A 26,900-nucleotide genomic window follows, 5' to 3' on the forward strand; every position below is an offset into this window, starting at 1 on the left:
ATTAATGAGGGCTTGCGCTCAGCTATACTCCCTCCATTTGAATGGCCCTTCGAGGAATTACTGTGAAGAACTGGACCTTGCGCCAACGGATCTTGGCTAGCTTTGCGGTCATTATCGCCATCATGCTGTTAATGGTTGTGGTCTCTTATTCACGGTTGTTGAAGATTGAGTCTGGCGAGACTGCGGTCCGTGATGATGCAGTGCCGGGGGTTTATCTCAGTTCGATGATCCGCAGCGCGTGGGTCGACAGCTACCTGCACACCCTGGCTATGCTCGGTCTGCGTGACGACAAGCGCCTGACCGACGCCGACAAGGCCGACTTCAAAGCCTTCGAAGGGCGCGTCCAGACACAGATGGCCAACTACCAGCAAACCATCAACGGTCGTGAAGACCAGGCTGAGTTCAACCAATTCGAAGCCCTCCACCAGGCCTACAACAAGAGCCTGGCCACGGTGCTTGAGAGCCTGGCGCGCAATGATCTGGTCGCCGCGCGCAATGAGTTCAATAACAACCTGACGCCGGCATGGACGGCCGGGCGATTGAAGCTCAACGACATCATCACCGAAAACAAAGACGTCGCCGACCGTGCAACCAATGCCATTGATGACGCGGTATCGGCTGCAAAAATCAGCATGTTTGTATCGCTGTTGGTGGCGGTCATCGCCGCCGGCCTGTGTGGCCTGCTGCTGATGCGCGCGATCATGGCGCCGATGCAGCGCATCGTGGCGATCCTGGGCACCATGCGCGACGGTGACCTGAGTAAACGCCTGAACCTGGATCGCAAGGACGAGTTCGGCGCCGTCGAAACCGGCTTCAACGACATGATGACCGAGCTGACGGCCCTGGTGTCCCAGGCCCAGCGTTCGTCGGTACAGGTGACCACCTCGGTCACCGAGATCGCGGCTACGTCCAAGCAGCAACAGGCCACTGCCACCGAAACGGCGGCAACTACCACCGAGATTGGCGCGACTTCACGCGAGATCGCCGCCACGTCCAAGGACTTGGTTCGCACCATGACCGAAGTCTCCACCGCCGCCGACCAGGCATCGGTCGCCGCCGGTTCCGGCCAGCAAGGCCTGGCGCGCATGGAAGAAACCATGCATTCGGTAATGGGCGCTGCCGACCTGGTCAACGCCAAGCTGGCGATCCTCAATGAGAAGGCCGGCAACATCAACCAGGTGGTGGTCACCATCGTCAAGGTGGCCGACCAGACCAACCTGCTGTCGCTCAACGCCGCCATCGAGGCCGAGAAGGCCGGTGAATACGGTCGAGGGTTTGCCGTGGTGGCCACTGAAGTGCGGCGCCTGGCCGACCAGACCGCCGTGGCCACCTATGACATCGAGCAAATGGTGCGCGAGATCCAGTCGGCGGTGTCGGCCGGCGTGATGGGCATGGACAAGTTCTCTGAAGAAGTCCGTCGCGGAATGTTCGAAGTGCAGCAAGTGGGCGAGCAACTGTCGCAGATCATCCATCAGGTACAGGCCCTGGCGCCGCGGGTGTTGATGGTCAACGAAGGCATGCAGGCCCAGGCCACCGGCGCCGAGCAAATCAATCACGCGCTGGTGCAATTGGGCGATGCCAGCAGCCAGACCGTGGAGTCCCTGCGCCAGGCCAGCTTTGCCATTGATGAGCTGAGCCAGGTTGCGGTCGGCCTGCGCAGCGGCGTCTCGCGTTTCAAAGTCTGATGAGCGACCTCGCGGCTAAACGCGGTGCCGTCCCGGCAGCGAAAAAGGCGTTGTTCCTGGTGTTCCACATCGGCGGTGAACGCTACGCGCTGAGGGCCACGGAAGTGGCCGAGGTGCTGCCGCGCCTGCCGCTCAAACCGATTGCCCACGCGCCGCTGTGGGTAGCGGGGATCTTTGCCCACCGGGGTGTGTTGGTGCCTGTTATCGACCTGTGTGCCTTGACCTTCGGTACGCCGGCAAAGGCCCGCACCAGCACGCGCCTGGTGCTGGTCAATTACCAGCCGCAGCCATGGGTGCAGGCGCGCTGGCTGGGGTTGATCCTGGAACAAGCCACCGACACCCTGCGTTGCAGCCTTGAGGAATTCAAGCCGTATGGGCTGGATAATCGCGAAACGCCATACCTGGGGCTGGTGCGTGAAGATGCCTTGGGCTTGATGCAGTGGATTGGTGTCAACGAACTGCTCACTGAGCCTGTGCGCACCTTGCTGTTTTCCGCCGAGCTGAGCCTATGAACCACGACCCGCGGTTCTTTGCCTTCTTGAAGGAACGCATCGGCCTGGATGTCGCTTCGGTGGGTGAGGCGATTATCGAACGCGCGGTGCGTCAACGCAGCCAGGCCGTGCAAGCGTCCACCGCCGAGGCTTATTGGCAGCACCTGCAAAGCTCCCATGATGAGCAGCAGGCGCTGATCGAAGCGGTGATCGTCCCTGAAACCTGGTTTTTCCGTTACCCCGAATCCTTTGCGACCCTGGCCCGCTTGGCCAAGGCACGTCTGGCCGAGATCAAGCACATGCGTGCCCTGCGCATTCTCAGCTTGCCGTGCTCCACCGGTGAAGAGCCGTATTCGATTGCCATGGCCTTACTCGATGCCGGGCTTGCGCCGCACCAATTCAAGGTGCAGGGCATGGATGTCAGCCCGTTGTCGGTGGAGCGTGCCAAACGTGGGGTGTATGGCAAGAATTCCTTTCGCGGCAGCGACATCGAGTTTCGTGAGCGCCATTTCACGGAGCAGGCCGATGGTCATCGCATCGCTGACCGGGTGCGTGAACAAGTACGCCTGCACGTCGGCAACCTGCTGGACCCTGCGCTGCTGGCCCATGAGTCGAGCTACGACTTTGTGTTCTGTCGCAACCTGCTGATCTACTTTGACCAGCCGACCCAGAAGCAAGTGTTCGACGTGCTCAAGGCCCTCACCCATGTCGACGGTGTACTGTTTATCGGCCCGGCCGAAGGCAGTTTGTTGGGGCGTCATGGCATGCGCTCGATTGGCGTACCGCAATCCTTTGCGTTCAGCCGGCATGACGAGCCGGTCAAGCCGGAGCCGGTTTTTATCCCCATGCCTGCGCCGGTGCCACAGCGCAGCGCGGCGCCGATGCCGCTCAAGCCGCGGCCGTTCAGCACCGTGAGTGCCCAGGTGGTGCCCATCAAGGCGCCGCACACCGATACCGGCGACTTGCTGAGTCGGATCGCGACCCTGGCCAACGAAGGTAAAAGCGTTGAGGCCCGCGCCGCCTGTGAACAGTATTTGAGTAACCATCCGCCTGCCGCCCAAGTGTTTTACTGGCTGGGGCTGCTCAGCGATGTGGCCGGCAGCGCCCTGGAAGCCCAGGGTTATTATCGGAAAGCCTTGTACCTGGAACCGCAGCACCCGCAGGCCCTGATGCACCTGGCCGCGTTGCTCGAATCCCAGGGCGACCGTGCGGGGGCGCGCCGATTGCAGGCGCGTGCCGCCCGTAGCGAGCGAGCTGACAGTGAGTCCAAACGATGAGTAGCCCTGACGCACTCAATACCGCAGGCCTGGACCTGACCCTGGCCGACACCCAAGCCATTGATGATTGCTGGAACCGTATCGGCATCCATGGCGACAAGTCCTGCCCTTTGCTGCCCGAGCACATTCACTGCCGCAACTGCTCGGTGTATTCCGCCGCCGCCACGCGCTTGCTCGATCGTTACGCTTTGCAGCAAGACGACCAACGCCCGCAGGCGGCCGCTGAAGTCGAGAGTGACGTCGTCACTCGATCGCTGTTGATGTTCCGTCTTGGCGAAGAATGGCTGGGCATTGCAACCCGTTGCCTGGTGGAGGTGGCGCCGCTGCAACCGATTCATTCGCTGCCGCATCAGCGTTCCCGCGCACTGCTCGGTGTGGCCAATGTGCGCGGCGCGCTGGTGGCGTGTTTATCGCTGGTCGAGTTGCTGGGGCTGGACCCCGCCAACCCTGGCGCGACGGGCGGGCGTGTGATGCCGCGCATGTTGATTATTGCCGCGCAGGACGGCCCGGTGGTGGTGCCGGTGGATGAGGTCGACGGCATTCATGCCATCGACGAACGCACCTTGAAGGCGGCGTCGGCCTCCGGCACCCAGGCCAGTGCGCGTTTTACCCAAGGTGTGTTGCAGTGGAAAGGCCGCAGCCTGCGGTGGCTGGATGAGGAGCAATTGCTGTCTGCCGTGACCCGGAGCCTTACATGACCCCCGACCAGATGCGTGACGCCTCGCTGCTGGAGCTGTTCAGCCTGGAAGCCGATGCGCAGACCCAGGTATTGAGCGCCGGCCTGTTGGCTCTGGAGCGCAACCCGACCCAGGCCGACCAGCTTGAAGCCTGCATGCGCGCCGCGCACTCGCTCAAGGGCGCGGCGCGGATTGTCGGGGTGGACGCCGGCGTCAGCGTGGCTCACGTCATGGAGGATTGCCTGGTCAGCGCCCAGGAAAACCGCCTGTACCTGCAACCCGAGCACATCGACGCCTTGCTGCAAGGCACCGACCTGCTGATGCGTATCGCCACGCCCGGCAACGACGTGGGCTCGGCGGATATCGACGCCTATGTGGCCCTGATGGAACGCCTGCTCGACCCGTCGCAGCCGACCGTCAGGGTTGAGCCGGCGCCAGCGCCCACGCCCGCTCCGGCGCCTGTGATCGAGGAACTGTCACCGGAGCCCGAGCCTGCGCCCGCGGTGATGCCTTCAGCGCCGCGCCAGAACAAACCCATGACCGAAGGCGGCGAGCGCGTGCTGCGGGTGACCGCCGAGCGCTTGAACAGCCTGCTGGATCTGTCCAGCAAATCGCTGGTGGAAACCCAGCGCCTCAAGCCTTACCTGGCCAGCATGCAGCGCCTCAAACGCATTCAAAGCAACAGTGCGCGCGCCTTGGAAACGCTGGATGGGCAACTTAGGGCGCTGGATTTGAGCCTTGAAGCGCAGGAGGCCCTGGCCGACACCCGCCGTCTTTTAAGCGAAGCCCAGGCCTTGCTGGCGGAAAAAACCGCCGAGCTGGATGAGTTCGGCTGGCAGGCCGGGCAGCGTGCCCAGGTGCTTTACGACACGGCGTTGGCCTGCCGCATGCGGCCGTTTGCCGATGTCCTCGCCGGGCAGGTGCGCATGGTCCGCGACCTTGGCCGCAGCCTGGGCAAGCAGGTGCGCCTGGAGATCGAGGGTGAAAAGACCCAGGTCGACCGCGACGTGCTGGAAAAACTCGAAGCGCCGCTCACCCACTTGCTGCGCAATGCCGTCGACCACGGTATCGAAATGCCCGAGCAGCGCATGCTCGCCGGCAAACCTGCTGAAGGCTTGATCCGCCTGCGCGCCTCCCACCAGGCCGGCCTGCTGGTGCTGGAACTGAGTGACGACGGCAATGGTGTTGACCTGGAGCGCCTGCGCGGCACCATCGTCGACCGGCACCTGTCACCCCTGGAAACCGCCCAGCGCTTGAGCGAAGAAGAACTGCTGACGTTCCTGTTCCTGCCGGGTTTCAGCCTGCGCGACAAGGTTACCGAAGTGTCCGGGCGTGGCGTCGGCCTCGACGCGGTGCAGCATATGGTTCGCCAACTGCGCGGCGCGGTGGTGCTGGAGCAGACGGCGGGGCAGGGCAGTCGCTTCCATCTGGAGGTGCCCTTGACCCTGTCGGTGGTGCGCAGCCTTGTGGTGGAAGTCGGCGAAGAGGCCTACGCATTCCCATTGGCCCACATCGAGCGTATGTGCGACCTGGCACCCGACGACATCGTGCAATTGGAAGGCCGTCAGCATTTCTGGCACGAAGGCCGGCATGTCGGCCTGGTTGCCGCCAGCCAGTTGTTGCAGCGCCCCCCGGGGCAGAGTAATGAAGAAACCTTGAAGGTGGTGGTGATCCGCGAGCGCGATGCGGTGTATGGCATTGCGGTGGAGCGCTTTGTCGGCGAGCGCACCCTGGTGGTGTTGCCGCTGGATGATCGCCTGGGCAAAGTCCAGGACATCTCCGCCGGGGCCTTGCTGGATGACGGCTCGGTGGTATTGATCGTCGACGTCGAAGACATGCTGCGGTCGGTGGATAAATTGCTCAACACCGGCCGCCTGGAGCGCATCGCCCGGCGCAGCCAGCAGGCTACCGAAGCGCCGCGTAAGCGGGTGCTGGTGGTGGATGACTCGCTCACCGTGCGAGAGCTGCAGCGCAAATTGTTACTTAATCGTGGTTATGAAGTGGCCGTAGCGGTGGATGGCATGGACGGTTGGAATGCGCTGCGCTCCGAAGACTTCGACTTGTTGATCACTGACATTGATATGCCTCGAATGGACGGTATTGAATTGGTCACACTCTTGCGCCGTGATACTCGCCTGCAATCGTTGCCGGTGATGGTGGTCTCGTATAAGGATCGCGAAGAAGACCGGCGTCGTGGGCTGGACGCCGGTGCCGACTATTATCTGGCTAAAGCCAGTTTCCATGATGACGCCTTGCTGGACGCCGTGATCGAACTGATTGGAGGCGCCCGGGCATGAGAATCGCGATCGTCAATGACATGCCCCTGGCGGTGGAAGCCTTGCGGCGCGCCTTGAGTTATGAACCCGCGCACGAAGTGGTGTGGGTGGCCAACAATGGCCTTGAAGCGGTACAGCGCTGCGCCGAACTGACGCCGGACATGATCCTGATGGACTTGATCATGCCGGTGATGGACGGCGTGGAAGCCACCCGGCAGATCATGGCCGAGACCCCGTGCCCGATCCTGATCGTCACCGTGGACCGTCAGGCCAATGTCAGTCGGGTGTTTGAAGCCATGGGCCACGGCGCCCTGGACGTGGTGGATACACCGGCGCTGGGCGTGGGCAACCCCAAGGATGCGGCGGCACCGTTACTGCGCAAGATCCTCAACATTGGCTGGCTGATCGGCCAGCGCGGCACCCGCGTACGCGCCGAAACCGCGCCCCCGCGCGCCACCGGCAAGCGCCAGCGCCTGGTGGCGATCGGGTCGTCGGCGGGCGGGCCGGCCGCCCTGGAAATCCTCCTCAAGGGTTTGCCGCGAGACTTTCCTGCGGCCATTGTGCTGGTGCAGCATGTGGACCAGGTGTTTGCCGCCGGCATGGCCGAGTGGCTGAGCAGCGCCTCTGGCCTGCCGGTGCGCCTGGCCCGTGAAGGTGAACCGCCACAGGCGGGTACGGTGTTGCTGGCCGGCACCAACCACCATATTCGCCTGTTGAAAAATGGCACGCTAGCCTATACCGCAGAGCCGGTGAACGAGATTTACCGGCCGTCCATCGACGTGTTTTTCGAGAGCGTCGCCAGCTACTGGAACGGCGATGCCGTCGGCGTATTGCTCACCGGCATGGGGCGCGACGGCGCCCAGGGCCTCAAGTTGTTGCGTGAACAAGGATATTTGACCATCGCCCAGGATCAGCAAAGCTCGGCGGTGTATGGCATGCCCAAAGCGGCGGCGGCGATTGATGCTGCTGTTGAAATTCGCCCACTGGATAGAATTGCGCCCCGATTGCTGGAGGTATTTGCGAAATGATCCGTACCTCCCGCTGCTGGCTTGCAGGTAGTAATTCAGGTGACTGCACATGAGTGATTTACAGATCGACGACATCAAGACCGACGAAAACGCAGCCATGGTGTTGCTGGTCGACGACCAGGCCATGATCGGCGAGGCCGTGCGGCGTGGGCTGGCCCATGAAGAGAACATCGACTTTCACTTTTGCGCCGATCCGCACCAGGCGATTGCCCAGGCAATCCGTATCAAGCCCACCGTCATCCTGCAAGACTTGGTCATGCCGGGCCTCGACGGCCTGACGCTGGTGCGCGAATACCGCAACCACCCGGCCACGGCGAACATCCCGATCATCGTGCTCTCGACCAAGGAAGACCCGCTGATCAAAAGCGCGGCGTTCTCGGCCGGGGCCAATGATTATTTGGTCAAGCTGCCGGATAACATCGAGCTGGTGGCGCGCATTCGCTATCACTCGCGCTCGTATATGACGCTGTTGCAGCGGGATGCGGCCTACCGCGCGCTGCGGGTCAGCCAGCAACAGCTGCTGGATACCAATCTGGTGCTGCAACGGTTGATGAACTCCGACGGCTTGACCGGGCTGTCCAACCGCCGCCACTTTGACGAATACCTGGAGCTGGAATGGCGCCGTGCCATGCGTGACCAGACGCAGCTGTCGCTGTTGATGATCGACGTCGACTTCTTCAAGACCTACAACGACAGCTTTGGCCATGTCGAGGGTGACGAAGCCCTGCGTAAAGTCGCCGCTGCCATCCGCGAAGCCAGCAGCCGTCCTTCCGACCTGCCGGCGCGTTACGGCGGTGAAGAGTTTGCGCTGGTGCTGCCGAACACCTCGCCGGGTGGTGCGCGCCTGGTGGCGGAAAAGCTGCGCATGGCCGTTGCCGCGCTGAAAATCCCGCATATCGCACCGGCTGAAGGCTCGAGCCTGACCATCAGCATCGGCCTGTCGACCATGACCCCGCAGCAGAGCAGCGACTGTCGGCTGCTGATCATGGCGGCCGACAAGGGTTTGTATACGGCCAAGCATAATGGGCGTAACCAGGTGGGTATCGAATAATTCGGTACAACGCTAATCCCTTGTGGGAGCGGGCTTGCTCGCGAATGCGGTATGTCAGGTAATGAATCAGTGACTGACCCACCGCATTCGCGAGCAAGCCCGCTCCCACATTTGGATCTTGATTGTTCTTGTGATCGCCTGCAAACCCGCCTTTTCGCCAAGCGGGCTGCCGTTCGCGTGTGTTTGTCGTTATACTCGTCGGCTTTCAAAAGTTCGCCAACGAGTGCTGCCCGCCATGGAAATCAACCCGATCCTTAACACCATCAAGGACCTGTCCGAGCGCTCCGAAACTATTCGGGGGTATCTTTGACTACGATCAAAAGCATGAGCGTCTGACCGAAGTCAATCGCGAGCTTGAAGATCCGGCTGTCTGGAACAAACCTGAATACGCCCAGGAACTGGGCCGCGAGCGCGCTGCGCTGGCGCAGATCGTCGACACCCTCGACGAATTGAACACCGGTCTGGGCGATTGCCGCGACCTGCTGGACATGGCCGTTGAAGAAAACGACGAAGGCGCAGTGGGCGATGTCGTCGCCGAGCTGGCCCGTCTCGAGGAAAACCTCGCCAAGCTTGAATTCCGCCGCATGTTCAGCCACGAAATGGACCCGAACAACGCCTACCTGGACATCCAGGCCGGTTCCGGCGGCACCGAGGCCCAGGACTGGGCCAACATCCTGTTGCGCATGTACCTGCGTTGGGCTGACAAGCGCGGTTTCGACGCCACCATCATGGAACTGTCGGCCGGTGAAGTCGCCGGTATCAAGGGCGCGACCGTGCACATCAAGGGTGAATACGCCTTTGGCTGGCTGCGTACCGAGATTGGTGTGCATCGCCTGGTGCGCAAGAGCCCGTTCGACTCCGGCAACCGTCGCCACACGTCGTTCTCCGCGGTGTTCGTCTCCCCAGAGATCGACGACAAAGTGGAAATCGAGATCAACCCGGCCGACCTGCGAATCGACACCTACCGCTCCTCCGGTGCCGGTGGTCAGCACGTAAACACCACCGACTCGGCCGTACGTATTACCCACGTACCGACCAACACCGTGGTCAGCTGCCAGAACGAACGTTCCCAGCACGCGAACAAGGACACCGCCATGAAAATGCTGCGGGCCAAGTTGTACGAGCAGGAAATGCAGAAGCGCAACGCGGCTTCGCAGGCCTTGGAAGACACCAAGTCGGATATCGGCTGGGGTCACCAGATCCGTTCTTATGTGCTCGATGCGTCGCGGATCAAGGATCTGCGCACTAACATCGAACGCAGCGACTGCGACAAGGTGCTCGACGGTGATATCGACGAATACCTGGAAGCCAGCCTGAAATCGGGCCTGTAAAAAGACTGTAGGAGCCGGGCGGACGTCTAGTCCTTGCCCGGCGATCCCCTGCCGAAGGCTGGGGAAAACGTACCTGTGATGGAATTTCAAAAGACATGAGCGACCAACAACTCGACCCGCAAGCCCTGCAACAGGAAGAAAACTCCCTGATCGCCCTGCGCAAGGAAAAGCTTGCTGCCGAGCGCGCCAAGGGCAATGCCTTCCCGAACGACTTCCGCCGCGAAAACTACTGCGATGCCTTGCAGAAACAGTACGCGGACAAGACCAAGGAAGAGCTGGCAGAGGCTGCAATCCCGGTCAAGGTGGCAGGTCGCATCATGCTCAACCGTGGCTCGTTCATGGTGATCCAGGACATGACCGGGCGCATTCAGGTTTACGTCAACCGTAAAACCCTGCCCGAAGAAACCCTGGCCTCGGTGAAAACCTGGGACATGGGCGACATCATTGCCGCCGAAGGTACGCTGGCGCGTTCCGGCAAGGGCGACCTGTACGTTGAAATGACGAACGTGCGCCTGCTGACCAAATCCCTGCGCCCGCTGCCGGACAAGCACCACGGCCTGACCGACACCGAACAGCGCTATCGCCAGCGTTACGTTGACCTGATCGTCAACGAAGACGTGCGTCAGACCTTCCGCGTGCGTTCCCAGGTTATCGCGCACATCCGCAGCTTCCTGATGAAGCGTGACTTCCTGGAAGTGGAAACGCCGATGCTGCAAACCATCCCCGGTGGTGCCGCAGCCAAGCCGTTCGAAACGCATCACAACGCGCTGGACCTGGAAATGTTCCTGCGTATCGCGCCTGAGCTGTACCTCAAGCGCCTGGTGGTTGGCGGTTTCGAAAAAGTCTTCGAGATCAACCGTAACTTCCGTAACGAAGGCGTCTCGACCCGTCACAACCCTGAATTCACCATGTTGGAGTTCTACCAGGCGTACGCCGACTACGAAGACAACATGGACCTGACCGAAGAACTGTTCCGCGAACTGGCGCAGCTGGTACTGGGCAGCACCGACGTGCCTTACGGCGACAAGGTGTTCCACTTCGGCGAGCCGTTTGTGCGCCTCTCGGTGTTCGACTCGATCCTCAAGTACAACCCCGAGTTGACCGCTGACGACCTGACCGACATCGACAAGGCTCGCGCCATCGCCAAGAAAGCCGGCGCCAAGGTGCTCGGCTTTGAAGGCCTGGGCAAACTGCAGGTGATGATTTTCGAGGAGCTGGTGGAGCACAAGCTGGAGCAGCCGCACTTCATTACCCAGTACCCGTTCGAAGTGTCGCCGCTGGCCCGTCGCAACGATGACAACCCGAACGTCACCGACCGTTTCGAGCTGTTCATCGGCGGCCGTGAAATTGCCAACGCCTACTCCGAGCTTAATGACGCGGAAGACCAGGCTGAACGCTTCATGGCGCAGGTGGCCGACAAGGACGCCGGCGACGACGAAGCCATGCACTACGACGCCGACTTCGTCCGCGCGCTGGAATACGGCATGCCGCCGACTGCCGGTGAAGGCATCGGTATCGACCGGTTGGTGATGTTGTTGACCAACTCGCCGTCGATCCGCGACGTGATCTTGTTCCCGCACATGCGGCCACAAGCGTAACCGTAGCGAAATTCGAAGCCGCCTTTTATAAGGCGGCTTTTTTATGGGGTGTATTTAGCCGTCAAGAGAACGGCGCCAGGTGATCGTTCCCACGGCGATTGGTTTGCGTGGGAATGCAGCCCGTGACGCTCCGCGTCACCTTTTAAAGGAAGATCTGTGGTGAACCGCGTAATGGCTCAAGAAGGCGCCGCCGGCATTGCTGCTGCCGTGGCTGAAAGCGTCCAATACCAGGGCCGCAAGGCCAGTCGCCGGGGCAGCGAGCAACGCAGGCAAGACATTCTCGATGCGGCCATGCGCATTGTCGTGCGCGATGGTGTACGGGCCGTGCGCCATCGCGCGGTGGCGGCGGAAGCCGGTGTGCCATTGTCGGCCACCACCTACTATTTCAAGGACATCGATGACTTGCTCACCGATACCTTCGCCCAATACGTCGAGCGCAGCGCGGCCTTCATGGGCAAATTGTGGGTGCGCAACGAAGGCCTGCTGCGCGAGATGGTCGCCTATGGCGATGGCAGCCAGGCATCACGCTCGCAACTGGCGGATGACATCGCAAAGCTGACCGCCGATTACGTCATGCGCCAACTGACCAACCGCCGTGAGCACTTGATGGCTGAACAGGCCTTTCGCCAGGAGGCCTTGCTCAACCCGCGTCTGGCGGAACTGGTGCGTTCCCATCAGCAAATTCTGTTGCAGGGCACCGGGCAGTTTTTCCAGGTATTGGGTTCCCGCGAGCCGCAACAGGATGCCAAAGTGTTGACGGCGATAATCGGTCGGATGGAATATCAGGGCCTGCTTGGCGGCCCAGAGCCTCTGACCGCTGAAGAGATGCTTGAGATTCTCAAGCGTTACATGCATTTGGTGTTGGCCTCGGTCTAGCTGAATGCGGGATCTGCTTTATGTGGGAGTTGGCTTGCCTGCGATAGCATCACCTCGAGTCACCTGACGCACCGAGGTGCCTGTATCGCAGGTAAACCAGCGCCCACACAGGATGGGGTGCTCAATGAAAGCCTGGCGTGTCGCAGTCATCACCTTGTCGTTCCTGTTACTCAGCGGGTGCCTGGTGACGTTCAAGGACCCGCTGCCGGCCAAAGAAGCCGCACCGGATGCCTTGCTCGGCCGCTGGTCGAGTAAAAATGCCTGGGGCGAGCCGCTCAACCTGCAGATTACCCGCGTCGGTGAGCACCGTTACAAAGCGGTGAGCTACCCTAAAGCCAAGCCGGGCCAGCGCGATGAATACCTGTTCACGGTCTCTCGCCATGGCAACCGCTGGTACCTGTCGGCGCCATTACCGGACACATTCGGCGGGCATTTCTTCCTGGCGGGTTTCGACTTTGAAGGCGAGCGCGACAAAAAGCATGAATTGGTGGTCTACAACCTCGACCTTGAGCAAATCCATCAAGCCATCGGCCAACAGGCGCTGCATGGCAGCAGCGTGGACACCGTCGAGGGCGCCGGCGTGTTGGTGGACAGCCCGATGGACCAGGTGTTTGCCTACCTGGATGACCCGGCCAATGCCGATGTGTTCGTTGAAGCCGTGCGCTACCAGCGTGCGGGCAAATAACGTTTAAAGAGGAAGCACCGGGTGGACGATTACCAGCAGACGATACGCACCTTGTCCGATCGCATAGTGCTGGCGCAAACACCGATTCGCGTGCTCGACGCCGTGAAGTGGGACGAGAACATTCGCCAGGGATTCCTCAAGGCCAAGGGCAAGGCGATGCCCGCCGTGGACCGCGACTATTACCTGAACCGGCCGCTGTCGTTCGACTCCAGTGCGGTGAAGCTGGAGTTCCAGAACATCGAGCGCGACATTACCCGACGTCTCGGCCAGTTCAGCCCGGTGGGGCAGATCATGCGTCGCATGTGCCGCGAATACCGCATGGTGGTGCGTATGCTGGAAGCCCGTGGCACCGAGGACTTCGGCCTGATCTCCCAGGAACTCTACGGCGCCGCCTCCGATGCTTTCCACGCCGGCGATCCGACCCTGGCGGACCTGGGCTTGATGCTCTCCGACTACCTCAACAACATCGACGGCCGTGGCGACCTCAAGGACGAAGCCAAGACCCTTACCGCCAAAGATGCCGTGGCGCTGTTGCAAACCCGCCTCAACAAGGTGTTTGGCGAAGCGGAAGAAACCATTCGCGTGTTCGAGTCTGACGGGATCGTCGCCGACGCGGCGGCGGGCGCCGACTACATCAAGATCCGCGCCGACGCGATGTTCAACGAGCGTGATGTACGCGCACTGGAAGTGCACGAAGGCCTGGTGCACGTCGGCACCACGCTCAATGGCCAGAATCAGCCGATCTGCACCTTCCTGTCCAAGGGGCCGCCGTCGTCCACGGTGACCCAGGAAGGCCTGGCGATTCTGATGGAAATCATTACCTTTGCGTCCTACCCCAGCCGCCTGCGCAAACTGACTAACCGCACCCGCGCCATCCACATGGTGGAGGAGGGCGCCGACTTCCTGCAGGTGTTCGAGTTCTTCCGCGAGCAAGGCTTTGAAATGGCCGAAAGCTACGGCAACGCCAGCCGGGTGTTCCGTGGCTCGACGCCCACAGGCCTGCCGTTTACCAAGGATTTGTCCTATCTCAAGGGCTTTATCATGGTCTACAACTACATTCAGCTGGCCGTGCGCAAAGGCAAGCTGGAACAAGTGCCGCTGTTGTTCTGCGGCAAGACCACCCTGGAAGACATGCGTACCTTGCGCCAACTGGTCGATGAAGGCCTGGTGGTGCCGCCCAAGTACCTGCCCGAGCAGTTTCGCGACATGAACGCACTGGCGGCGTGGATGTGTTTCTCCAACTTCCTCAACCACTTGAGCCTGGACCGGATCGAGGCGGATTACTCGAATATCCTTTAGGCAATTTAACTGACGAAACCGATTAAAAAATGTGGGCGCGGGCTTGCTCGCGAAAGCGGTGCATCAGCCACACATGTATCGACTGACACGCCGCCTTCGCGAGCAAGCCCGCTCCCACATTTGGATCTCCACAAGGCTGCAGATCGCGGCCAAATCGCGAGGCTTCAACGGATGAGAATCCTCGGCATTCTTTGCCTGCTACTCACATTGAACGGCTGCAGTTCGCTGCTGTTCTACCCTGAACCCGGGCTGCCGTTCACGCCGGAAAAAGCCCACCTGCAATACCGCGATGTCACGTTGACCACCGCCGACGGCGTCAAGCTGCATGCCTGGTGGCTGCCGGCCAAACCCGGGGTGCCCGTCAAAGGCACGGTGCTGCACCTGCACGGCAACGGCGGCAACCTCGCCTGGCACTTGGGCGGCAGTTGGTGGTTGCCGGAGCAGGGCTACCAAGTGCTGCTGCTGGACTATCGCGGTTATGGGCTGTCGCAAGGCAAGCCGTCGTTGCCAGCGGTTTACCAAGACATCGATGCTGCCTTTAAGTGGATCGACAAGGCGCCCGAAACCCAGGGCCAGCCGCTGGTGGTGTTGGGCCAAAGCCTGGGTGGTGCGCTGGCGGTGCATTACCTGGCGGCGCACCCGGAACGTCAGCCACAACTGAAGGCGCTGGTGCTGGATGGCGTGCCTGCCAGTTATCGTGACGTAGGACAATTCGCGCTCAGCACGTCCTGGTTAACATGGCCGTTTCAGGTGCCGCTGTCCTGGCTGGTGCCGGACGCTGACAGTGCGATCAACGCCATGCCCCGACTGACCGGTGTGCCGAAGCTGCTGTTCCATAGCCTGGATGATCCGATTGTGCCGGTGGCTAACGGTATTCGCCTGTATCAGGCCGCGCCGCCGCCGAGGGTGTTGCAGTTGACCCGTGGCGGCCATGTGCAGACCTTTGCCGACAAGACCTGGCAAACCGTGATGCTGCGTTACCTGGACGACCCGCAGCACTTCAACGGCCTGCGCCGCCTGGGTGAAATTCCGAATTACCCTGTTCCTAAAGTTGATTCATCAGAGAGCCCGCAATGAGCGAAGAACGCAATATGATCCCGCTGATCCTCACCGGTATCGGCACCATCATCGGTACCGTCGGTTGCCTGTGGTTCTATGGCTACCTGCACTTCGCCAAGCCGGAAGATGCATTGCTGCTCAGCGACTTCACGATGCTCAAGACCGTACCGGGCGAGGACTATAAAATTTCCCTGACCCCGGCCGCACAAATCGCGCAATGCGTTGATGGCGTATTGGTGATGTTCGATACCGAGCAGAAAGGCTTGAGTGGCGTGCTGGTCAACAACAAGAAGCAAGCGGTGCGTTGCATGGGGCAGGAAACCCCGCAACTGCAGGAATAGCCCGATCACCGAAATATCTGGAACCGTCTTGCGTAACACGCCACAGAGGGCGATGTAACTTACGCAAACGGGGCGGGGAAGGTGGTCATAAATATTGGCGCAATACGCAACATGCTGGACATGGCCAGAGGGCATGAGTCGCTGACGCGGCAGGATGCGCAGGCTGAGGGGCTAAGGCAGCTGATGGAGCGGCTGTCGGACAACACCGATGAGCGCAAAAAGGTCATGCATGCGGACGAGCCGGAGCGTCCCATTACCTTCGGATAGCCGAAAAAAAACCCACCGTAAGGTGGGTTTTTTTATCCAGCTTCAGTCAATCAGTTCGCCATCGACGAACGTGGCTTCACTGGCTGGTTGTCGTTGGAGATGGTCACTTCAACGCGGCGGTTCATGGCACGGCCCGAGACGCTGCCGTTGTCGGCAACCGGGTATTCCTTGCCGTAACCCTGGGTCACGATGCGCGAGATATCCACGCCCTGTTGAGCCAGTGCACGCTGTACGGACGCCGCACGACGTTCGGACAGGCTCTGGTTGTACGAGTCGGAACCGGTGCTGTCGGTGTAGCCTTCGACGATCACTTTACGGTCCGGGTTATCACGCAGGAACTGCGCCAGCTTGGTGATGTTCACCAGGCCGCTGGATTTCAGGTCGGACTTGTTGGTGGCGAACAGCACGTCACCGAAGGTCACCAGGGTGCCGCGATCAGTCTGCTTGGCGTTCAAGCTGTCTTGCAGTTGCTTGATCTGCGCATCACGGGCTTGCAGCAGGGCGCGGGCACGTTCGTCACCGGCGTTTTTCAGCTGGGCTTCGGATTGGCGCAGGGCGATGGTGTCTTTCGCCACTTCAACGCGCTGGTTGGTCAGGTAGGCCAGTTGGTCGACTTTCTTCTGGTCTTCCTTGTCACGGTAGGCCTTGTCAGCCTTGTCCAGCCAATCCTGGGCGTCCTTGGTTTCCAGCGCCGCTACCTTGGTGGCATTCGGGTTGGCTTGCAGGGCCGAGAAGTTGGTCCGTGCGTTTTCCAGGTTCGCGTTCGGCGGGGTGGAGCAGGCCGCCAGAGCAACGCTCATCGCCAGCAGGGCAGGGATCATCAGTTGTTTACGCATAGTCGTGTCGTCCTTTCAATTCGATATCGGGTGCACTGCAATCAGTGGCGGCGGCTTATTGCTGTTTGATAACAGCCGGGCGCATGCCTTCCTGACGCAGCTCCTGAACAGCTTTCTGGGAGTCCTTCACAGCCTGGTCAGCCTTGGCAGCCTGGGCTTTGCGCTCAGCGACGCGGGCATCCCATTCGGCTTGTTCGGCCAGCTGACGCGCCTTGTCGTAGTTCTTGTCGTGCATGGCGATTTCAGCTTCTTTGAGCTTGTCCTGAGCCGACTTCATTTCTACGGCGGCGTACTCGGTACCCCCGGCGCTGACGGCGCTGTTCACCGCAGATTGGGTCACGGCGTATTGCTCGGTCGGTGGGTTACCGGCGCAGCCCGCCAGTACGAAGCTGGTGCCGATTGCCAGCGCGGCCAATTTGAGCCCGCGCAGGTGGTTAAACGAGGATTTGGCAGTGCTGGTCTTCATCGTCTTCAACTCCATTGGATTACTCCTCAAAAACATCAAAATCCACTTCGTTGGTCAGCGGTCGCGGCCCCTGCGGTAAAGCGCGTGGTGCCTTTTCAAACGGCCGTTCCAACTGATGGCTTACTGGCTGTGACCTGATGCTTTTTTCAAAAGTTCAGAGAAGATGGCGATTTGCCTAAAAAAATATCTGACTGTTTGGTCAGCGTTTAAAAGTTTGAACTTTTGCTTTGCGCAAAGGTACGCCGAGCCTGCGCGAGGCCCGGAATACCTGGGGTTGGAAGGGGTTTAACGGAGGGTAATCAGTGCTTCTGTTCGTCGGTACCGGCCGATAAATCATGCAGATAGCGCCGCGACAGGGTGAGAAAACGCGGAGTAGGGCCGACGTCTTCGTACAGCGGGTCCCCCTCTTCATCGGTGGCGATCACGTGCTGACCCTTGATGTAGGGAAAGCTGGCTTCCAGCTCTTCAAGGGCGGCGCCGATCAGCTCACCGAGCAGTTCTTCGGGGTGGCGCTTGGGGTACATTTCGGCGATCGCGGCCAGCCGTGCGGCGGACTCCATGTCCAGATGGATCGCATACTCGGTTTTGGTCAGGCGACCCTTGGCGGTCTCTTCCCAATGCTGGGCCAGTTCTCGAATTTTCATGGCAACCTCAATAAGCCCGCGATGGCAGGCGGTGATGAGTGTCCAGCCGCCTGCGTGGATAAACGCGACGACTCACTGTTGAGACTAGCTGTAACCGGCAAGGTTTAAAGTGTCTTGTCAGAAACCGATGCGAGCGGCACTCTGGAAGGCCTGCGCGTCCCGGATTTCTGGCTGGAGATTGGCTGATGAGTGATATCGATGCACGCTTGCGTGAGGATGTTCACCTGCTGGGTGAGCTGTTGGGCAACACCATTCGAGAGCAATACGGCGATGATTTTCTCGACAAGATCGAGCAGATCCGCAAAGGCGCCAAGGCCGACCGCCGAGGTGGCGTAGCCGAGCAAACCGCCGGCGAGGAACTCAGCGCCAGCTTGAACCAATTGCAGGAAAGCGAACTGTTGCCTGTGGCACGAGCCTTTAACCAGTTCCTCAACCTGGCCAACATCGCCGAGCAGTATCAATTGATCCACCGGCGCGATGAGTCGCAACCGGCACCGTTCGAATCCCGCGTATTGCCGGAACTGCTGGCCCGCTTGCAAAGCGAAGGTCATAGCAACGAATCCCTGGCCCGCCAGTTGGCGCGGTTGGAGATTGAATTGGTGCTGACCGCCCACCCGACTGAAGTGGCGCGCCGCACCCTGATCCAGAAATACGATGCGATCGCCGCGCAACTGGCGCTGCAGGATCACCGCGACCTCACCACGGCCGAGCGCGAGCAGATCCGCGAACGTTTGCAGCGGTTGATCGCCGAAGCCTGGCACACCGAAGAAATCCGCCGCGTGCGGCCCACCCCGGTGGATGAAGCCAAGTGGGGCTTTGCAGTCATTGAGCATTCGTTGTGGCAGGCCATCCCCAATTACTTGCGCAAGGCTGACCACGCCTTGCACGCGGCCACTGGCCTGCACCTGCCACTGGAGGCCGCACCGATTCGGTTTGCCTCGTGGATGGGCGGCGACCGTGATGGCAACCCGAATGTCACCGCGCCGGTCACCCGCGAAGTGCTGTTGCTGGCGCGCTGGATGGCGGCGGATTTGTATTTGCGTGATATCGACCACTTGGCGTCCGAGTTGTCGATGCAACAGGCCAGCCCGGCGTTGCAAGCCAAGGTCGGCGACAGCGTCGAGCCGTATCGCGCCTTGCTCAAGCAATTGCGTGAGCGCCTGCGTGCCACGCGGCAATGGGCGCACACCGCGTTGAGCGCCAACACCCCGGCGCCCGTTGAGGTCTTGCAGAACAACCGCGACCTGCTGGACCCGCTGGAGCTGTGCTACCAGTCGCTTCACGAGTGCGGCATGGGCGTGATCGCCGATGGCCCGCTGCTCGATTGCCTGCGCCGTGCGGTGACCTTCGGCTTGTTCCTGGTGCGGCTGGATGTGCGCCAGGATTCCAGTCGCCATTCGGCGGCCATGACTGAAATCACCGATTACCTGGGCCTGGGTCGCTACGAAGACTGGGATGAAGAGGCGCGTATCAGCTTTCTGACCAAAGAGCTGACCAACCGTCGACCGTTGCTTCCGGGTTATTTCAAACCGTCGGCGGACACCGCCGAGGTGTTGAATACCTGCAAGGAAATTGCCGCCGCACCGGCCGCGTCGCTCGGCTCGTACGTGATTTCGATGGCGGGCGCCGCGTCGGACGTGCTGGCCGTGCAATTGCTGCTTAAAGAGTCGGGCGTGCAACGACCGATGCGCGTGGTCCCGCTGTTCGAAACCCTGGCCGACCTGGATAACGCTGGGCCGGTGATGGAGCGGCTGCTGCAATTGCCGGGCTACCGCGCGCGCTTGCAAGGCCCGCAGGAAGTGATGATCGGTTACTCGGACTCCGCCAAGGACGCCGGCACCACAGCGGCCGCCTGGGCGCAGTACCGGGCGCAGGAACGGTTGGTGGATATCTGCCGCGAGCAGCAGGTGGAACTGCTGTTGTTCCACGGTCGTGGCGGCACCGTTGGGCGTGGCGGTGGTCCGGCACACGCGGCGATCCTGTCGCAACCGCCCGGCTCGGTGGCGGGGCGTTTCCGCACCACCGAACAAGGCGAAATGATCCGCTTCAAGTTCGGCTTGCCGGACATTGCCGAGCAGAACCTCAACCTCTACCTGGCCGCAGTGCTGGAAGCCACGCTGTTGCCACCGCCGCCGCCCGAGCCGGCCTGGCGCCATTTGATGGACGAATTGGCAGCAGACGGTGTCAGCGCTTACCGCGCCGTCGTGCGAGAAAATCCCCAGTTCGTCGAGTACTTCCGCCAGTCCACGCCGGAGCAGGAACTGGGCCGCTTACCCTTGGGCAGTCGCCCGGCCAAGCGGCGTGCGGGCGGTATCGAAAGCCTGCGGGCGATCCCGTGGATTTTCGGCTGGACCCAAACCCGCCTGATGCTACCTGCCTGGCTCGGCTGGGAAGCGGCCTTAAGCAAGGCGCTGGAGCGCGGCGAAGGCGAATTGCTGGGGCAGATGCGTGAGCAATGGCCGTTCTTTCGCACCCGCATCGATATGCTGGAAATGGTGCTGGCCAAGGCCGATGCCGATATAGCGCGTTTATATGACGAGCGTCTGGTGCAGCCTGACCTTCTGCCATTGGGTGCGCACTTACGCGACCTATTGTCGCAGGCGTGCAGCGTGGTCCTTGGCCTGACTGGCCAGTCGCAACTGCTGGCCCACAGCCCAGACACCCTGGAGTTTATCCGTTTACGTAACACCTACCTCGACCCGCTGCACCTGTTGCAGGCCGAGTTGCTGGCGCGCTCGCGTCGGCAGGAGGCAGCGCAGGACAGCCCTCTGGAACAGGCGCTGCTGGTGTCCGTGGCCGGTATTGCCGCCGGTTTGCGCAACACCGGATAAGGTTTCTTGCGTGTTCTCAACGACTTGCAGATAAACAATGACGGCCGCCCTGAAAGGGGCGGTCGGCGTTTGCGCGGCCGGGTTGCACCCAGGCACACCCGGCCTATGACGCATGCCCTGCGCGGGTTACTCCGACTTTCGGCGGCTTGTATGGATAGGGCCCGCTGTGTATCTTGATCAGCCTTTGGGGTTTTGATCGGCTTGGGCCCATATTTTCACGAGCCATATTTTTACGAGATTGGCCCCACGCGGCGAATCCGAGCGTCATCTCTATAAAAAATTGAGGAGCACATCGATGCGCGTCATTCTGCTGGGAGCTCCCGGGGCCGGTAAAGGTACTCAGGCAAAGTTCATCACTGAAAAATTCGGCATTCCACAAATCTCCACCGGCGACATGCTGCGCGCGGCCGTCAAGGCTGGCACCGAGCTGGGCCAGATCGCAAAAAGCGTGATGGACAGCGGTGGCCTGGTTTCCGATGACCTGATCATCAACCTGGTCAAGGAACGCATCAACCAGGACGACTGCAAGAACGGTTTCCTGTTCGACGGCTTCCCACGCACCATTCCCCAGGCTGAAGCCCTGGTGAAGGCGGGCGTCGAGTTGGATGCCGTGGTTGAAATCGCGGTTGAAGACGAAGAGATCGTGCAGCGTATCGCCGGTCGTCGTGTTCACGAGGCCTCGGGCCGCGTGTACCACACCGTCTACAACCCGCCCAAGGTTGAAGGCAAGGACGATGTGACTGGCGAAGACCTGGTACAGCGCAAGGACGACACCGAAGAAACCGTGCGCCATCGTCTGTCGGTCTACCATTCCCAGACCAAGCCACTGGTGGACTTCTACCAGAAACTGTCGGCTGCTCAGGGCAAGCCGAAGTACAGCCACATTCCTGGCGTGGGCTCGGTAGAAGCGATCACCGCCAAGGTGCTGCAAGCGCTGAGCTGATCAAACGCTTAGCTGCATGCACAACGGCCCGCTTGCGGGCCGTTGTTGTTTATACTGGCGCACTTTTTTCCGATTTGGACACCTACACTGATGAGCACCCTGCTGGCCCTGGACACCGCGACTGAAGCTTGCTCTGTTGCCTTGCTGCACGATGGCAAGGTAACGAGCCACTACGAGGTGATCCCGCGCCTGCATGCGCAGAAGCTGTTGCCGATGATCAAGCAACTGCTCGAAGACGCCGGCACCAGCCTTGCTGCGGTCGATGCCATTGCCTTTGGGCGTGGCCCGGGCGCGTTTACCGGCGTTCGCATTGCGATTGGCGTGGTGCAGGGCCTGGCGTTTGCGTTGGAACGCCCGGTGTTGCCGGTCTCCAACCTCGCGGTGCTGGCCCAGCGTGCGCTGCGTGAGCACGGCGCCTCGCAAGTGGCGGCGGCCATTGATGCACGGATGGATGAAGTCTATTGGGGATGCTACCGCGAGACAGCTGGCGAAATGCGCCTGGTGGGCGTGGAAGCCGTGCAACCGCCGCAAGTCAGCGCGTTGCCCGTGGATGCCAGCGGTGACTGGTTTGGCGCCGGTACCGGCTGGGGTTATGGCGAGCGTATCAATGTGCACGTGGTCGGCCAGGACGCCGCCATGTTGCCGCATGCCGAAGACCTGTTGACCCTGGCGCGCTTCGCTTTCGAGCGTGGCGAAGCGGTCCCCGCCGATCAGGCTGCACCGGTTTATCTGCGCGATAAAGTGGCGCAAACCAAGGCTGAGCGCGGGATTATTTGACGCCAAAAAAGCGAGATTTTTGTGGCGATTTTCGCCAATCGTCAGAATTTGACCGGGTTTGTAAACCTTTTACAAATTATGTGTTCTAGTTATCACCAGAGCATTTGCGCACATCGGAAAGTGCCGCTAAATTGCCATCATTGATACCGAGTCTGCATGTATGCGTATAGACGGCTTTTCCTCACAGTCCTACCCCCTCAAGCGTAAGCCACGTAAGGCGAACGTGACGGTAGACGATTCCGTCGAGGATTCGCCGGACTTCATTGAGGTCCAGTCCGACGTGCAGTCCAACGCCCAGGCGTCCGCCGGTGCACGTATCAGTGGTCTTCCCGCCCGTCAGCAAGACATGGTGTTCCACCGTTCCATGAGCAAAAGCGTCGCCACCGCCCTGGCCAGCTACCTGACCACCGCCGGCTTTGTCGAATGGGATATGGAAGTGCTGGGTCTCGACATCCACATCTGATGCGCCTGCCTTACTTTATTGGTTGCCCGTCCTGGAGTGAAAACGCCTGGCGCGAGTACCTGTACCCGGCCGACGCGCGCTCCAGCGATTACCTCGCCCTGTACTCCCAGGTCTTCAACGCCGTTGAAGGCAACACCACTTTCTATGCTCGCCCCTCGGCCGCCACGGTGCAGCGCTGGGCTGAAATCATGCCTGAAGATTTTCGCTTCACCGCCAAATTCCCGGGCGACATCAGCCACGGTGGCGACTTGCGCGAGCAGTTGCCGGCGGCGGAAAGTTTTGTCGGCCTGATGAGCCCATTGGGTGCGCGTGTTTCGCCATTGTGGCTGCAACTGTCGGCGAGCTTTTCGCCGCAACGCCTCGGCGAGCTCGCCGGTTTTATTGATGGCCTGGAACGCCCGTTGGCCGTGGAAGTTCGCCACCCGGAGTTCTTCGCCAAGGGCGATGCCGAACGCACGCTCAACCGCTTGTTACGTGACCGTGGTGTCGAGCGGATCTGCCTCGACACCAGAGCCTTGTTCAGTTGCACGTCGACCTCGGCCGCGGTATTGCACGCCCAATCGAAAAAGCCCAAGGTGCCGCCGCGCCCAGCGGCGCTGACCCAGTTTCCCCAAGTGCGTTTCATCGGCCACCCGGAGCTGGAGGCCAACGACCCGTTTTTGCTGCCGTGGGTGGAAAAAGTCGCCGGCTGGATCGAAGAGGGGCGCACACCCTACGTATTCCTGCACACCTCGGATAACCGGCTCGCTGCGCAACTGGCGCTGCGCTTTCATGAAAAACTGATGGCCCGTTTGCCGGGCCTGCCGCCGCTGCCGACCTTGCATCGAGAGCCCGAAGCGGAGCAACTGGGGTTACTCTAGGGCTCCTTTTTCCGCCAGGAGTGAGTCATGGATGCCCAAACCCTTCGCGCCGAAACCTTCAAGGCGTTGCATGAACGTGATCGCGCGTTCGTGATGCCCAACCCATGGGATGCGGGCTCCGCAATCATGCTGGCCAGCCTCGGCTTTGAAGCCTTGGCCACCACCAGTGCGGGCTATGCGTTCAGCCTGGGGCGGCCGGATGCGGAAGGTGCGTTGTCGCTGGAGGACACGTTGGCTAATGCTACTTCGATTGTCCGGGCGACTGCGCTACCGGTGGCGGCGGATCTGGAAAACGGCTTCAGCGATACGCCCGAAGGCTGCGCCCAAACCATCCTGCGCGCAGCGGCTACGGGAATTGTCGGCGGCTCCATCGAAGACGCCACGGGCATTGCCGTCGATCCAATCTACCCGTTCGATTTGTCTGTTCAACGCGTCGAAGCGGCGGTTGCCGCAGCGCGTAGTTTGCCGTTCGCGTTCACGCTGACCGCCCGCGCGGAAAACCTCCTGCATGGCCGCCTGGATTTGCCTGACACCATCCGCCGGTTGCAGGCCTACGCCGAAGCCGGTGCCGACGTGCTGTATGCCCCAGCGCTAAGCAGCGCCGAGGAAATACTTGCAGTGGTCAAGGCCGTTGCGCCCAAGCCGGTGAACGTGTTGATGTCCGGCGGCTTGAACCTCAGCGTGGCGCAATTGAGCGAGATGGGCGTGCGGCGCATCAGTGTCGGCTCGGCCATGGCGTTGGCGGCGTATGGCGAGTTTTACCGCGCCGCGCAGGAGGTGTACGCGTTGGGCACCTTTACCTTCACCGAGCGCAAGATGCCGTTCAGCCAGGCCAACCAGTTCTTCAAGGGCTAAGCCGTGCGTTTTTTTAAAGTGCTCGGTGCGCTGCTGGTGCTGGCCGGGGTGTTTGCCTTGGGTGTGTGGCGAGGCTGGGTGCCGTTGCCCAGTGAATGGAACCCCTGGGCGCCGCTGGATGTGCGCACCCGCCCGAACCTGTTGACGCGCTTCAAACTCGGGCGGCTGCAGGATGATCCGGCGCTGTGCGAGCAGGTGCTGAAAACCTCTGGTTTACGCGTCAGCCATCAGGCAGACAGTCCGGCTGACGCCGCGTGCCCATTGCGCAACATCTTGCGCGTGCAAGGCGCCGACGTGGCCTTGAGCAGCAGCTTTCTTGCCAGTTGCCCACTGGCCGTAGCGTTTGCCTTGTTCGAGCGCCATAGCCTGCAACCGGCCGCCCAGGCGGTATTTGGCCAGGCGGTGACGCGGGTCGATCACTTGGGCAGCTTTGCCTGTCGCAACGTGTATAACCGTGCCGACGGGCGGCTCAGTCAACACGCATCGGCGAACGCCCTGGACATTGCCGGCTTCCGCCTGGCGGATGGGCGCAGCATCAGTGTGCTCAAGGACTGGCCGGGAGCAGGCGATGGCGCGCGGTTTTTGCGGCAGGTGCGAGAGGCAGCCTGCGCGGATTTCAACGTGGTGTTGAGCCCGGACTACAACGCGGCCCATCGTAACCACTTCCATCTGGACATGGGGCCCTGGTGGGTGTGCCGCTGAGGGTCAGGCGGCGAGGCGCAGGTTGTTGACGATCAGTGGGCGCGCCCAGTGGTAATCGAAGTCCAGCGCTTTCTGTTGCGCTGCCAGTGCTTCGGTCGGGTACGGCGTGGCGGGTGGTGGCAGCAGGTCCAGTTCGAACTCGGCAATCGGCAGGTGCAAGGGCTGTGGTTCCGGTGCCGGGCCTGGCGCGGGCAGTGGTTGACCGGCGTTCAGGACAATCGGGCGTACCCAGCTGCTTTCAAAGGTTTGCTGGCGCTGCTGGGCGACGATTTCTTCTGCCGGGAACGGTACAGGGGGCGGTGGCAGCAACTCGGTTTCAAATTCGGCGATGGGCAGGAACAATGGCTCCGGCGGCGCGATCTCGGTTTCCTTCACATCGCACTCACGCTGGGTGAGGATCTGTGACAACAGGTCGGCGCCTTCGCTGGGTTCCAGCGCCGGGTCTCTCGGTGCCGGTGCCTTGGCGGCGAGCGCCTGCGGCGTATCGCCGAGCTGTTCGGCCAACGCACGGGCGAAGAAGTCCTGCCACACATGACTCACGCCGGCCAGCGCTTGAGTATTACGCAGGCCGTAGTGGTTGTGGGTCGGCAGTACACCGATAGTTAGGGGAAGAATGTCTGACATTTTTCTCGGTCGACGCTCAGCTCTGGCAAAATACCTGACTGTTGTTTTTATCGGCCGTTATGTGCCGATCCTTAATATTTTTGAGCGTAGCGATTGATGAGCGAACTACCAGCGGCCAGCCGCATTCGGGTCGAGGCCTTGGCCGAAGGTTTTACGGCGCGTGCCGAGCAGTGGGCTTCGTTGCTGGGCCTGCCGTTGCACCTGGAGGAAGCGGACTTTTCCCTGCAAGTTGGGGAGCACGGCCTGCAACTCCAGCAGCTTGGGCCTGACGCACCGGGGCCGGTGCGCGTGGATTTTGTCGAGGGCGGCGCAGCTCACCGGCGTTTGTACGGCGGAGGCAGCGGGCAGATGATCGCCAAGGCGGTCGGCGTTGCTCAGGGGGTACGCCCGCGTGTGCTGGATGCCACGGCAGGCTTGGGCAAGGACGCGTTCGTGTTGGCCAGCCTGGGCTGCGAGATGAGCCTGATCGAGCGTCAACCGCTGATTGGCGCCTTGCTCGAAGACGGCCTGGCACGTGGCGCGGATGATTTTGAAGTGGCGCCTATTGTGGCGCGCATGAAGCTGCTCAAGGGCAATTCCATCGATGTGATGCTCAATTGGGAGGGCGAACCGCCGCAGGTGATCTACCTGGACCCGATGTTCCCTCATCGTGAGAAAACCGCCCTGGTGAAGAAGGAAATGCGTTTGTTTCGGCCGCTGGTTGGCGATGATCCCGACGCACCGGCGTTGCTGGCGGCCGCGCTGGCGTTGGCCAGCCACCGGGTGGTGGTCAAGCGTCCGCGCAAAGCGCCGTGCATTGAAGGGCCGAAGCCGAGCCATGCGCTGGATGGTAAATCGAGCCGGTATGACATCTATCCGAAGAAAGCACTCAAGCCTTGAGGGCCTCATCGCGGTATAGGTATCTACGCAACTCTTTGTGTCGCTTTAAGCCTGTGAGGGGTTAGGTAGGTTGAGTACA

27 protein-coding genes are annotated in these 26,900 nt (G+C 61.1%); 23 read left to right on the top strand and 4 right to left on the bottom strand.

Features of this window, described 5'->3' with window-relative positions:
• The first annotated feature begins 62 nt into the window (after positions 1 to 62).
• The 15 genes from A7D21_RS16835 to A7D21_RS35825 all read left to right on the top strand — a co-directional run bounded on the left by A7D21_RS16835 (position 63) and on the right by A7D21_RS35825 (position 15,941).
• Positions 63 to 1,685, top strand: a complete 1,623-nt coding sequence (locus A7D21_RS16835) for a methyl-accepting chemotaxis protein (RefSeq protein WP_069552186.1) — start codon at positions 63 to 65, stop codon at positions 1,683 to 1,685.
• Positions 1,685 to 2,197, top strand: coding sequence for a chemotaxis protein CheW (locus A7D21_RS16840; protein WP_069552187.1), 513 nt, complete (start codon positions 1,685 to 1,687; stop codon positions 2,195 to 2,197). Before A7D21_RS16835 ends, A7D21_RS16840 begins: the two co-directional genes overlap by 1 nt.
• A complete protein-coding gene (locus A7D21_RS16845; protein WP_069552188.1) occupies positions 2,194 to 3,453 on the top strand; it encodes a protein-glutamate O-methyltransferase CheR in 1,260 nt (419 codons plus the stop codon). Before A7D21_RS16840 ends, A7D21_RS16845 begins: the two co-directional genes overlap by 4 nt.
• The gene (locus tag A7D21_RS16850; RefSeq protein ID WP_069552189.1) at positions 3,450 to 4,151 is read left to right on the top strand and encodes a chemotaxis protein CheW; all 702 of its coding nucleotides are present in this window, start codon (positions 3,450 to 3,452) and stop codon (positions 4,149 to 4,151) included. Before A7D21_RS16845 ends, A7D21_RS16850 begins: the two co-directional genes overlap by 4 nt.
• Positions 4,148 to 6,427 (top strand): hybrid sensor histidine kinase/response regulator, encoded by a 2,280-nt coding sequence (locus A7D21_RS16855; RefSeq protein ID WP_069552190.1) that lies wholly within the window; start codon positions 4,148 to 4,150, stop codon positions 6,425 to 6,427. The genes A7D21_RS16850 and A7D21_RS16855 overlap by 4 nt, the downstream gene beginning before the upstream one ends.
• Complete coding sequence (locus tag A7D21_RS16860; RefSeq protein WP_053254696.1) at positions 6,424 to 7,434, top strand: chemotaxis response regulator protein-glutamate methylesterase; 1,011 nt, start codon at positions 6,424 to 6,426, stop codon at positions 7,432 to 7,434. Before A7D21_RS16855 ends, A7D21_RS16860 begins: the two co-directional genes overlap by 4 nt.
• A 49-nt stretch (positions 7,435 to 7,483) precedes the next feature.
• Positions 7,484 to 8,485: a diguanylate cyclase gene (locus A7D21_RS16865; protein ID WP_069552191.1), complete on the top strand. Its 1,002-nt coding sequence runs from the start codon at positions 7,484 to 7,486 to the stop codon at positions 8,483 to 8,485.
• Between the two features lie 235 nt (positions 8,486 to 8,720).
• Positions 8,721 to 9,816 (top strand): peptide chain release factor 2 gene (gene prfB / locus A7D21_RS16875; protein WP_096236834.1). Its coding sequence is split into 2 segments (ribosomal slippage): positions 8,721 to 8,792 and positions 8,794 to 9,816, totalling 1,095 coding nucleotides; the frame shifts between segments, so codons are not numbered across the junction.
• A gap of 95 nt (positions 9,817 to 9,911) precedes the next feature.
• Positions 9,912 to 11,414: a lysine--tRNA ligase gene (gene lysS / locus A7D21_RS16880; protein ID WP_053254698.1), complete on the top strand. Its 1,503-nt coding sequence runs from the start codon at positions 9,912 to 9,914 to the stop codon at positions 11,412 to 11,414.
• A 159-nt stretch (positions 11,415 to 11,573) separates the two neighbouring features.
• On the top strand, positions 11,574 to 12,290 hold the full coding sequence (locus tag A7D21_RS16885) for a TetR/AcrR family transcriptional regulator (RefSeq protein ID WP_053254699.1): 717 nt from the start codon (positions 11,574 to 11,576) through the stop codon (positions 12,288 to 12,290).
• A gap of 124 nt (positions 12,291 to 12,414) precedes the next feature.
• Positions 12,415 to 12,975, top strand: a complete 561-nt coding sequence (locus A7D21_RS16890; RefSeq protein WP_053254700.1) for a hypothetical protein — start codon at positions 12,415 to 12,417, stop codon at positions 12,973 to 12,975.
• A 21-nt stretch (positions 12,976 to 12,996) separates the two neighbouring features.
• Entirely contained in the window at positions 12,997 to 14,274 is a 1,278-nt protein-coding gene (locus tag A7D21_RS16895) for a flavohemoglobin expression-modulating QEGLA motif protein (RefSeq protein WP_053254701.1), read from the top strand.
• 171 nt (positions 14,275 to 14,445) lie between these two features.
• Complete coding sequence (locus A7D21_RS16900; RefSeq protein ID WP_053254702.1) at positions 14,446 to 15,351, top strand: alpha/beta hydrolase; 906 nt, start codon at positions 14,446 to 14,448, stop codon at positions 15,349 to 15,351.
• Positions 15,348 to 15,674 (top strand): hypothetical protein, encoded by a 327-nt coding sequence (locus A7D21_RS16905; protein ID WP_053254703.1) that lies wholly within the window; start codon positions 15,348 to 15,350, stop codon positions 15,672 to 15,674. Before A7D21_RS16900 ends, A7D21_RS16905 begins: the two co-directional genes overlap by 4 nt.
• 111 nt (positions 15,675 to 15,785) lie before the next feature.
• On the top strand, positions 15,786 to 15,941 hold the full coding sequence (locus tag A7D21_RS35825) for a hypothetical protein (RefSeq protein WP_155512278.1): 156 nt from the start codon (positions 15,786 to 15,788) through the stop codon (positions 15,939 to 15,941).
• A 50-nt stretch (positions 15,942 to 15,991) separates the two neighbouring features.
• Here the strand turns inward: A7D21_RS35825 and A7D21_RS16910 are convergent, their stop codons facing one another.
• The 3 genes from A7D21_RS16910 to A7D21_RS16920 form a co-directional block, all read right to left on the bottom strand.
• Complete coding sequence (locus A7D21_RS16910; RefSeq protein ID WP_053254704.1) at positions 15,992 to 16,777, bottom strand: OmpA family protein; 786 nt, start codon at positions 16,775 to 16,777, stop codon at positions 15,992 to 15,994.
• Positions 16,778 to 16,832: 55 nt separating this feature from the next.
• Positions 16,833 to 17,258, bottom strand: a complete 426-nt coding sequence (locus A7D21_RS16915; RefSeq protein WP_064451039.1) for a DUF4398 domain-containing protein — start codon at positions 17,256 to 17,258, stop codon at positions 16,833 to 16,835.
• 284 nt (positions 17,259 to 17,542) lie between these two features.
• The gene (locus A7D21_RS16920) at positions 17,543 to 17,887 is read right to left on the bottom strand and encodes a hypothetical protein (protein ID WP_053254706.1); all 345 of its coding nucleotides are present in this window, start codon (positions 17,885 to 17,887) and stop codon (positions 17,543 to 17,545) included.
• Positions 17,888 to 18,072: 185 nt separating this feature from the next.
• Between A7D21_RS16920 and ppc the strand changes: the two genes are divergently transcribed.
• The 7 genes from ppc (at position 18,073) to A7D21_RS16955 (ending at position 25,318) form a co-directional block, all read left to right on the top strand.
• Positions 18,073 to 20,718 (top strand): phosphoenolpyruvate carboxylase, encoded by a 2,646-nt coding sequence (gene ppc, locus A7D21_RS16925; protein ID WP_053254707.1) that lies wholly within the window; start codon positions 18,073 to 18,075, stop codon positions 20,716 to 20,718.
• A gap of 295 nt (positions 20,719 to 21,013) precedes the next feature.
• The gene (gene adk, locus A7D21_RS16930; protein WP_069552192.1) at positions 21,014 to 21,661 is read left to right on the top strand and encodes an adenylate kinase; all 648 of its coding nucleotides are present in this window, start codon (positions 21,014 to 21,016) and stop codon (positions 21,659 to 21,661) included.
• Between the two features lie 90 nt (positions 21,662 to 21,751).
• The gene (gene tsaB, locus A7D21_RS16935; protein ID WP_069552193.1) at positions 21,752 to 22,438 is read left to right on the top strand and encodes a tRNA (adenosine(37)-N6)-threonylcarbamoyltransferase complex dimerization subunit type 1 TsaB; all 687 of its coding nucleotides are present in this window, start codon (positions 21,752 to 21,754) and stop codon (positions 22,436 to 22,438) included.
• A 160-nt stretch (positions 22,439 to 22,598) separates the two neighbouring features.
• The gene (locus A7D21_RS16940; RefSeq protein ID WP_053254710.1) at positions 22,599 to 22,901 is read left to right on the top strand and encodes a hypothetical protein; all 303 of its coding nucleotides are present in this window, start codon (positions 22,599 to 22,601) and stop codon (positions 22,899 to 22,901) included.
• On the top strand, positions 22,901 to 23,761 hold the full coding sequence (locus A7D21_RS16945; RefSeq protein ID WP_069552194.1) for a DUF72 domain-containing protein: 861 nt from the start codon (positions 22,901 to 22,903) through the stop codon (positions 23,759 to 23,761). Before A7D21_RS16940 ends, A7D21_RS16945 begins: the two co-directional genes overlap by 1 nt.
• 27 nt (positions 23,762 to 23,788) lie before the next feature.
• A complete protein-coding gene (locus tag A7D21_RS16950) occupies positions 23,789 to 24,616 on the top strand; it encodes an oxaloacetate decarboxylase (RefSeq protein WP_069552195.1) in 828 nt (275 codons plus the stop codon).
• Positions 24,617 to 24,619: 3 nt separating this feature from the next.
• Entirely contained in the window at positions 24,620 to 25,318 is a 699-nt protein-coding gene (locus A7D21_RS16955; RefSeq protein ID WP_069552196.1) for an extensin family protein, read from the top strand.
• Positions 25,319 to 25,321: 3 nt separating this feature from the next.
• Here the strand turns inward: A7D21_RS16955 and A7D21_RS16960 are convergent, their stop codons facing one another.
• Positions 25,322 to 25,942, bottom strand: a complete 621-nt coding sequence (locus A7D21_RS16960) for a hypothetical protein (protein ID WP_053254714.1) — start codon at positions 25,940 to 25,942, stop codon at positions 25,322 to 25,324.
• A 96-nt stretch (positions 25,943 to 26,038) separates the two neighbouring features.
• Between A7D21_RS16960 and A7D21_RS16965 the strand changes: the two genes are divergently transcribed.
• On the top strand, positions 26,039 to 26,821 hold the full coding sequence (locus A7D21_RS16965; RefSeq protein ID WP_069552197.1) for a class I SAM-dependent methyltransferase: 783 nt from the start codon (positions 26,039 to 26,041) through the stop codon (positions 26,819 to 26,821).
• The last annotated feature ends 79 nt before the right edge of the window (positions 26,822 to 26,900 follow it).

Origin of the sequence: Pseudomonas sp. AP19 (assembly GCF_001728855.1) — a bacterium.
Classification (GTDB): Bacteria; Pseudomonadota; Gammaproteobacteria; order Pseudomonadales; family Pseudomonadaceae; genus Aquipseudomonas; species Aquipseudomonas fluorescens.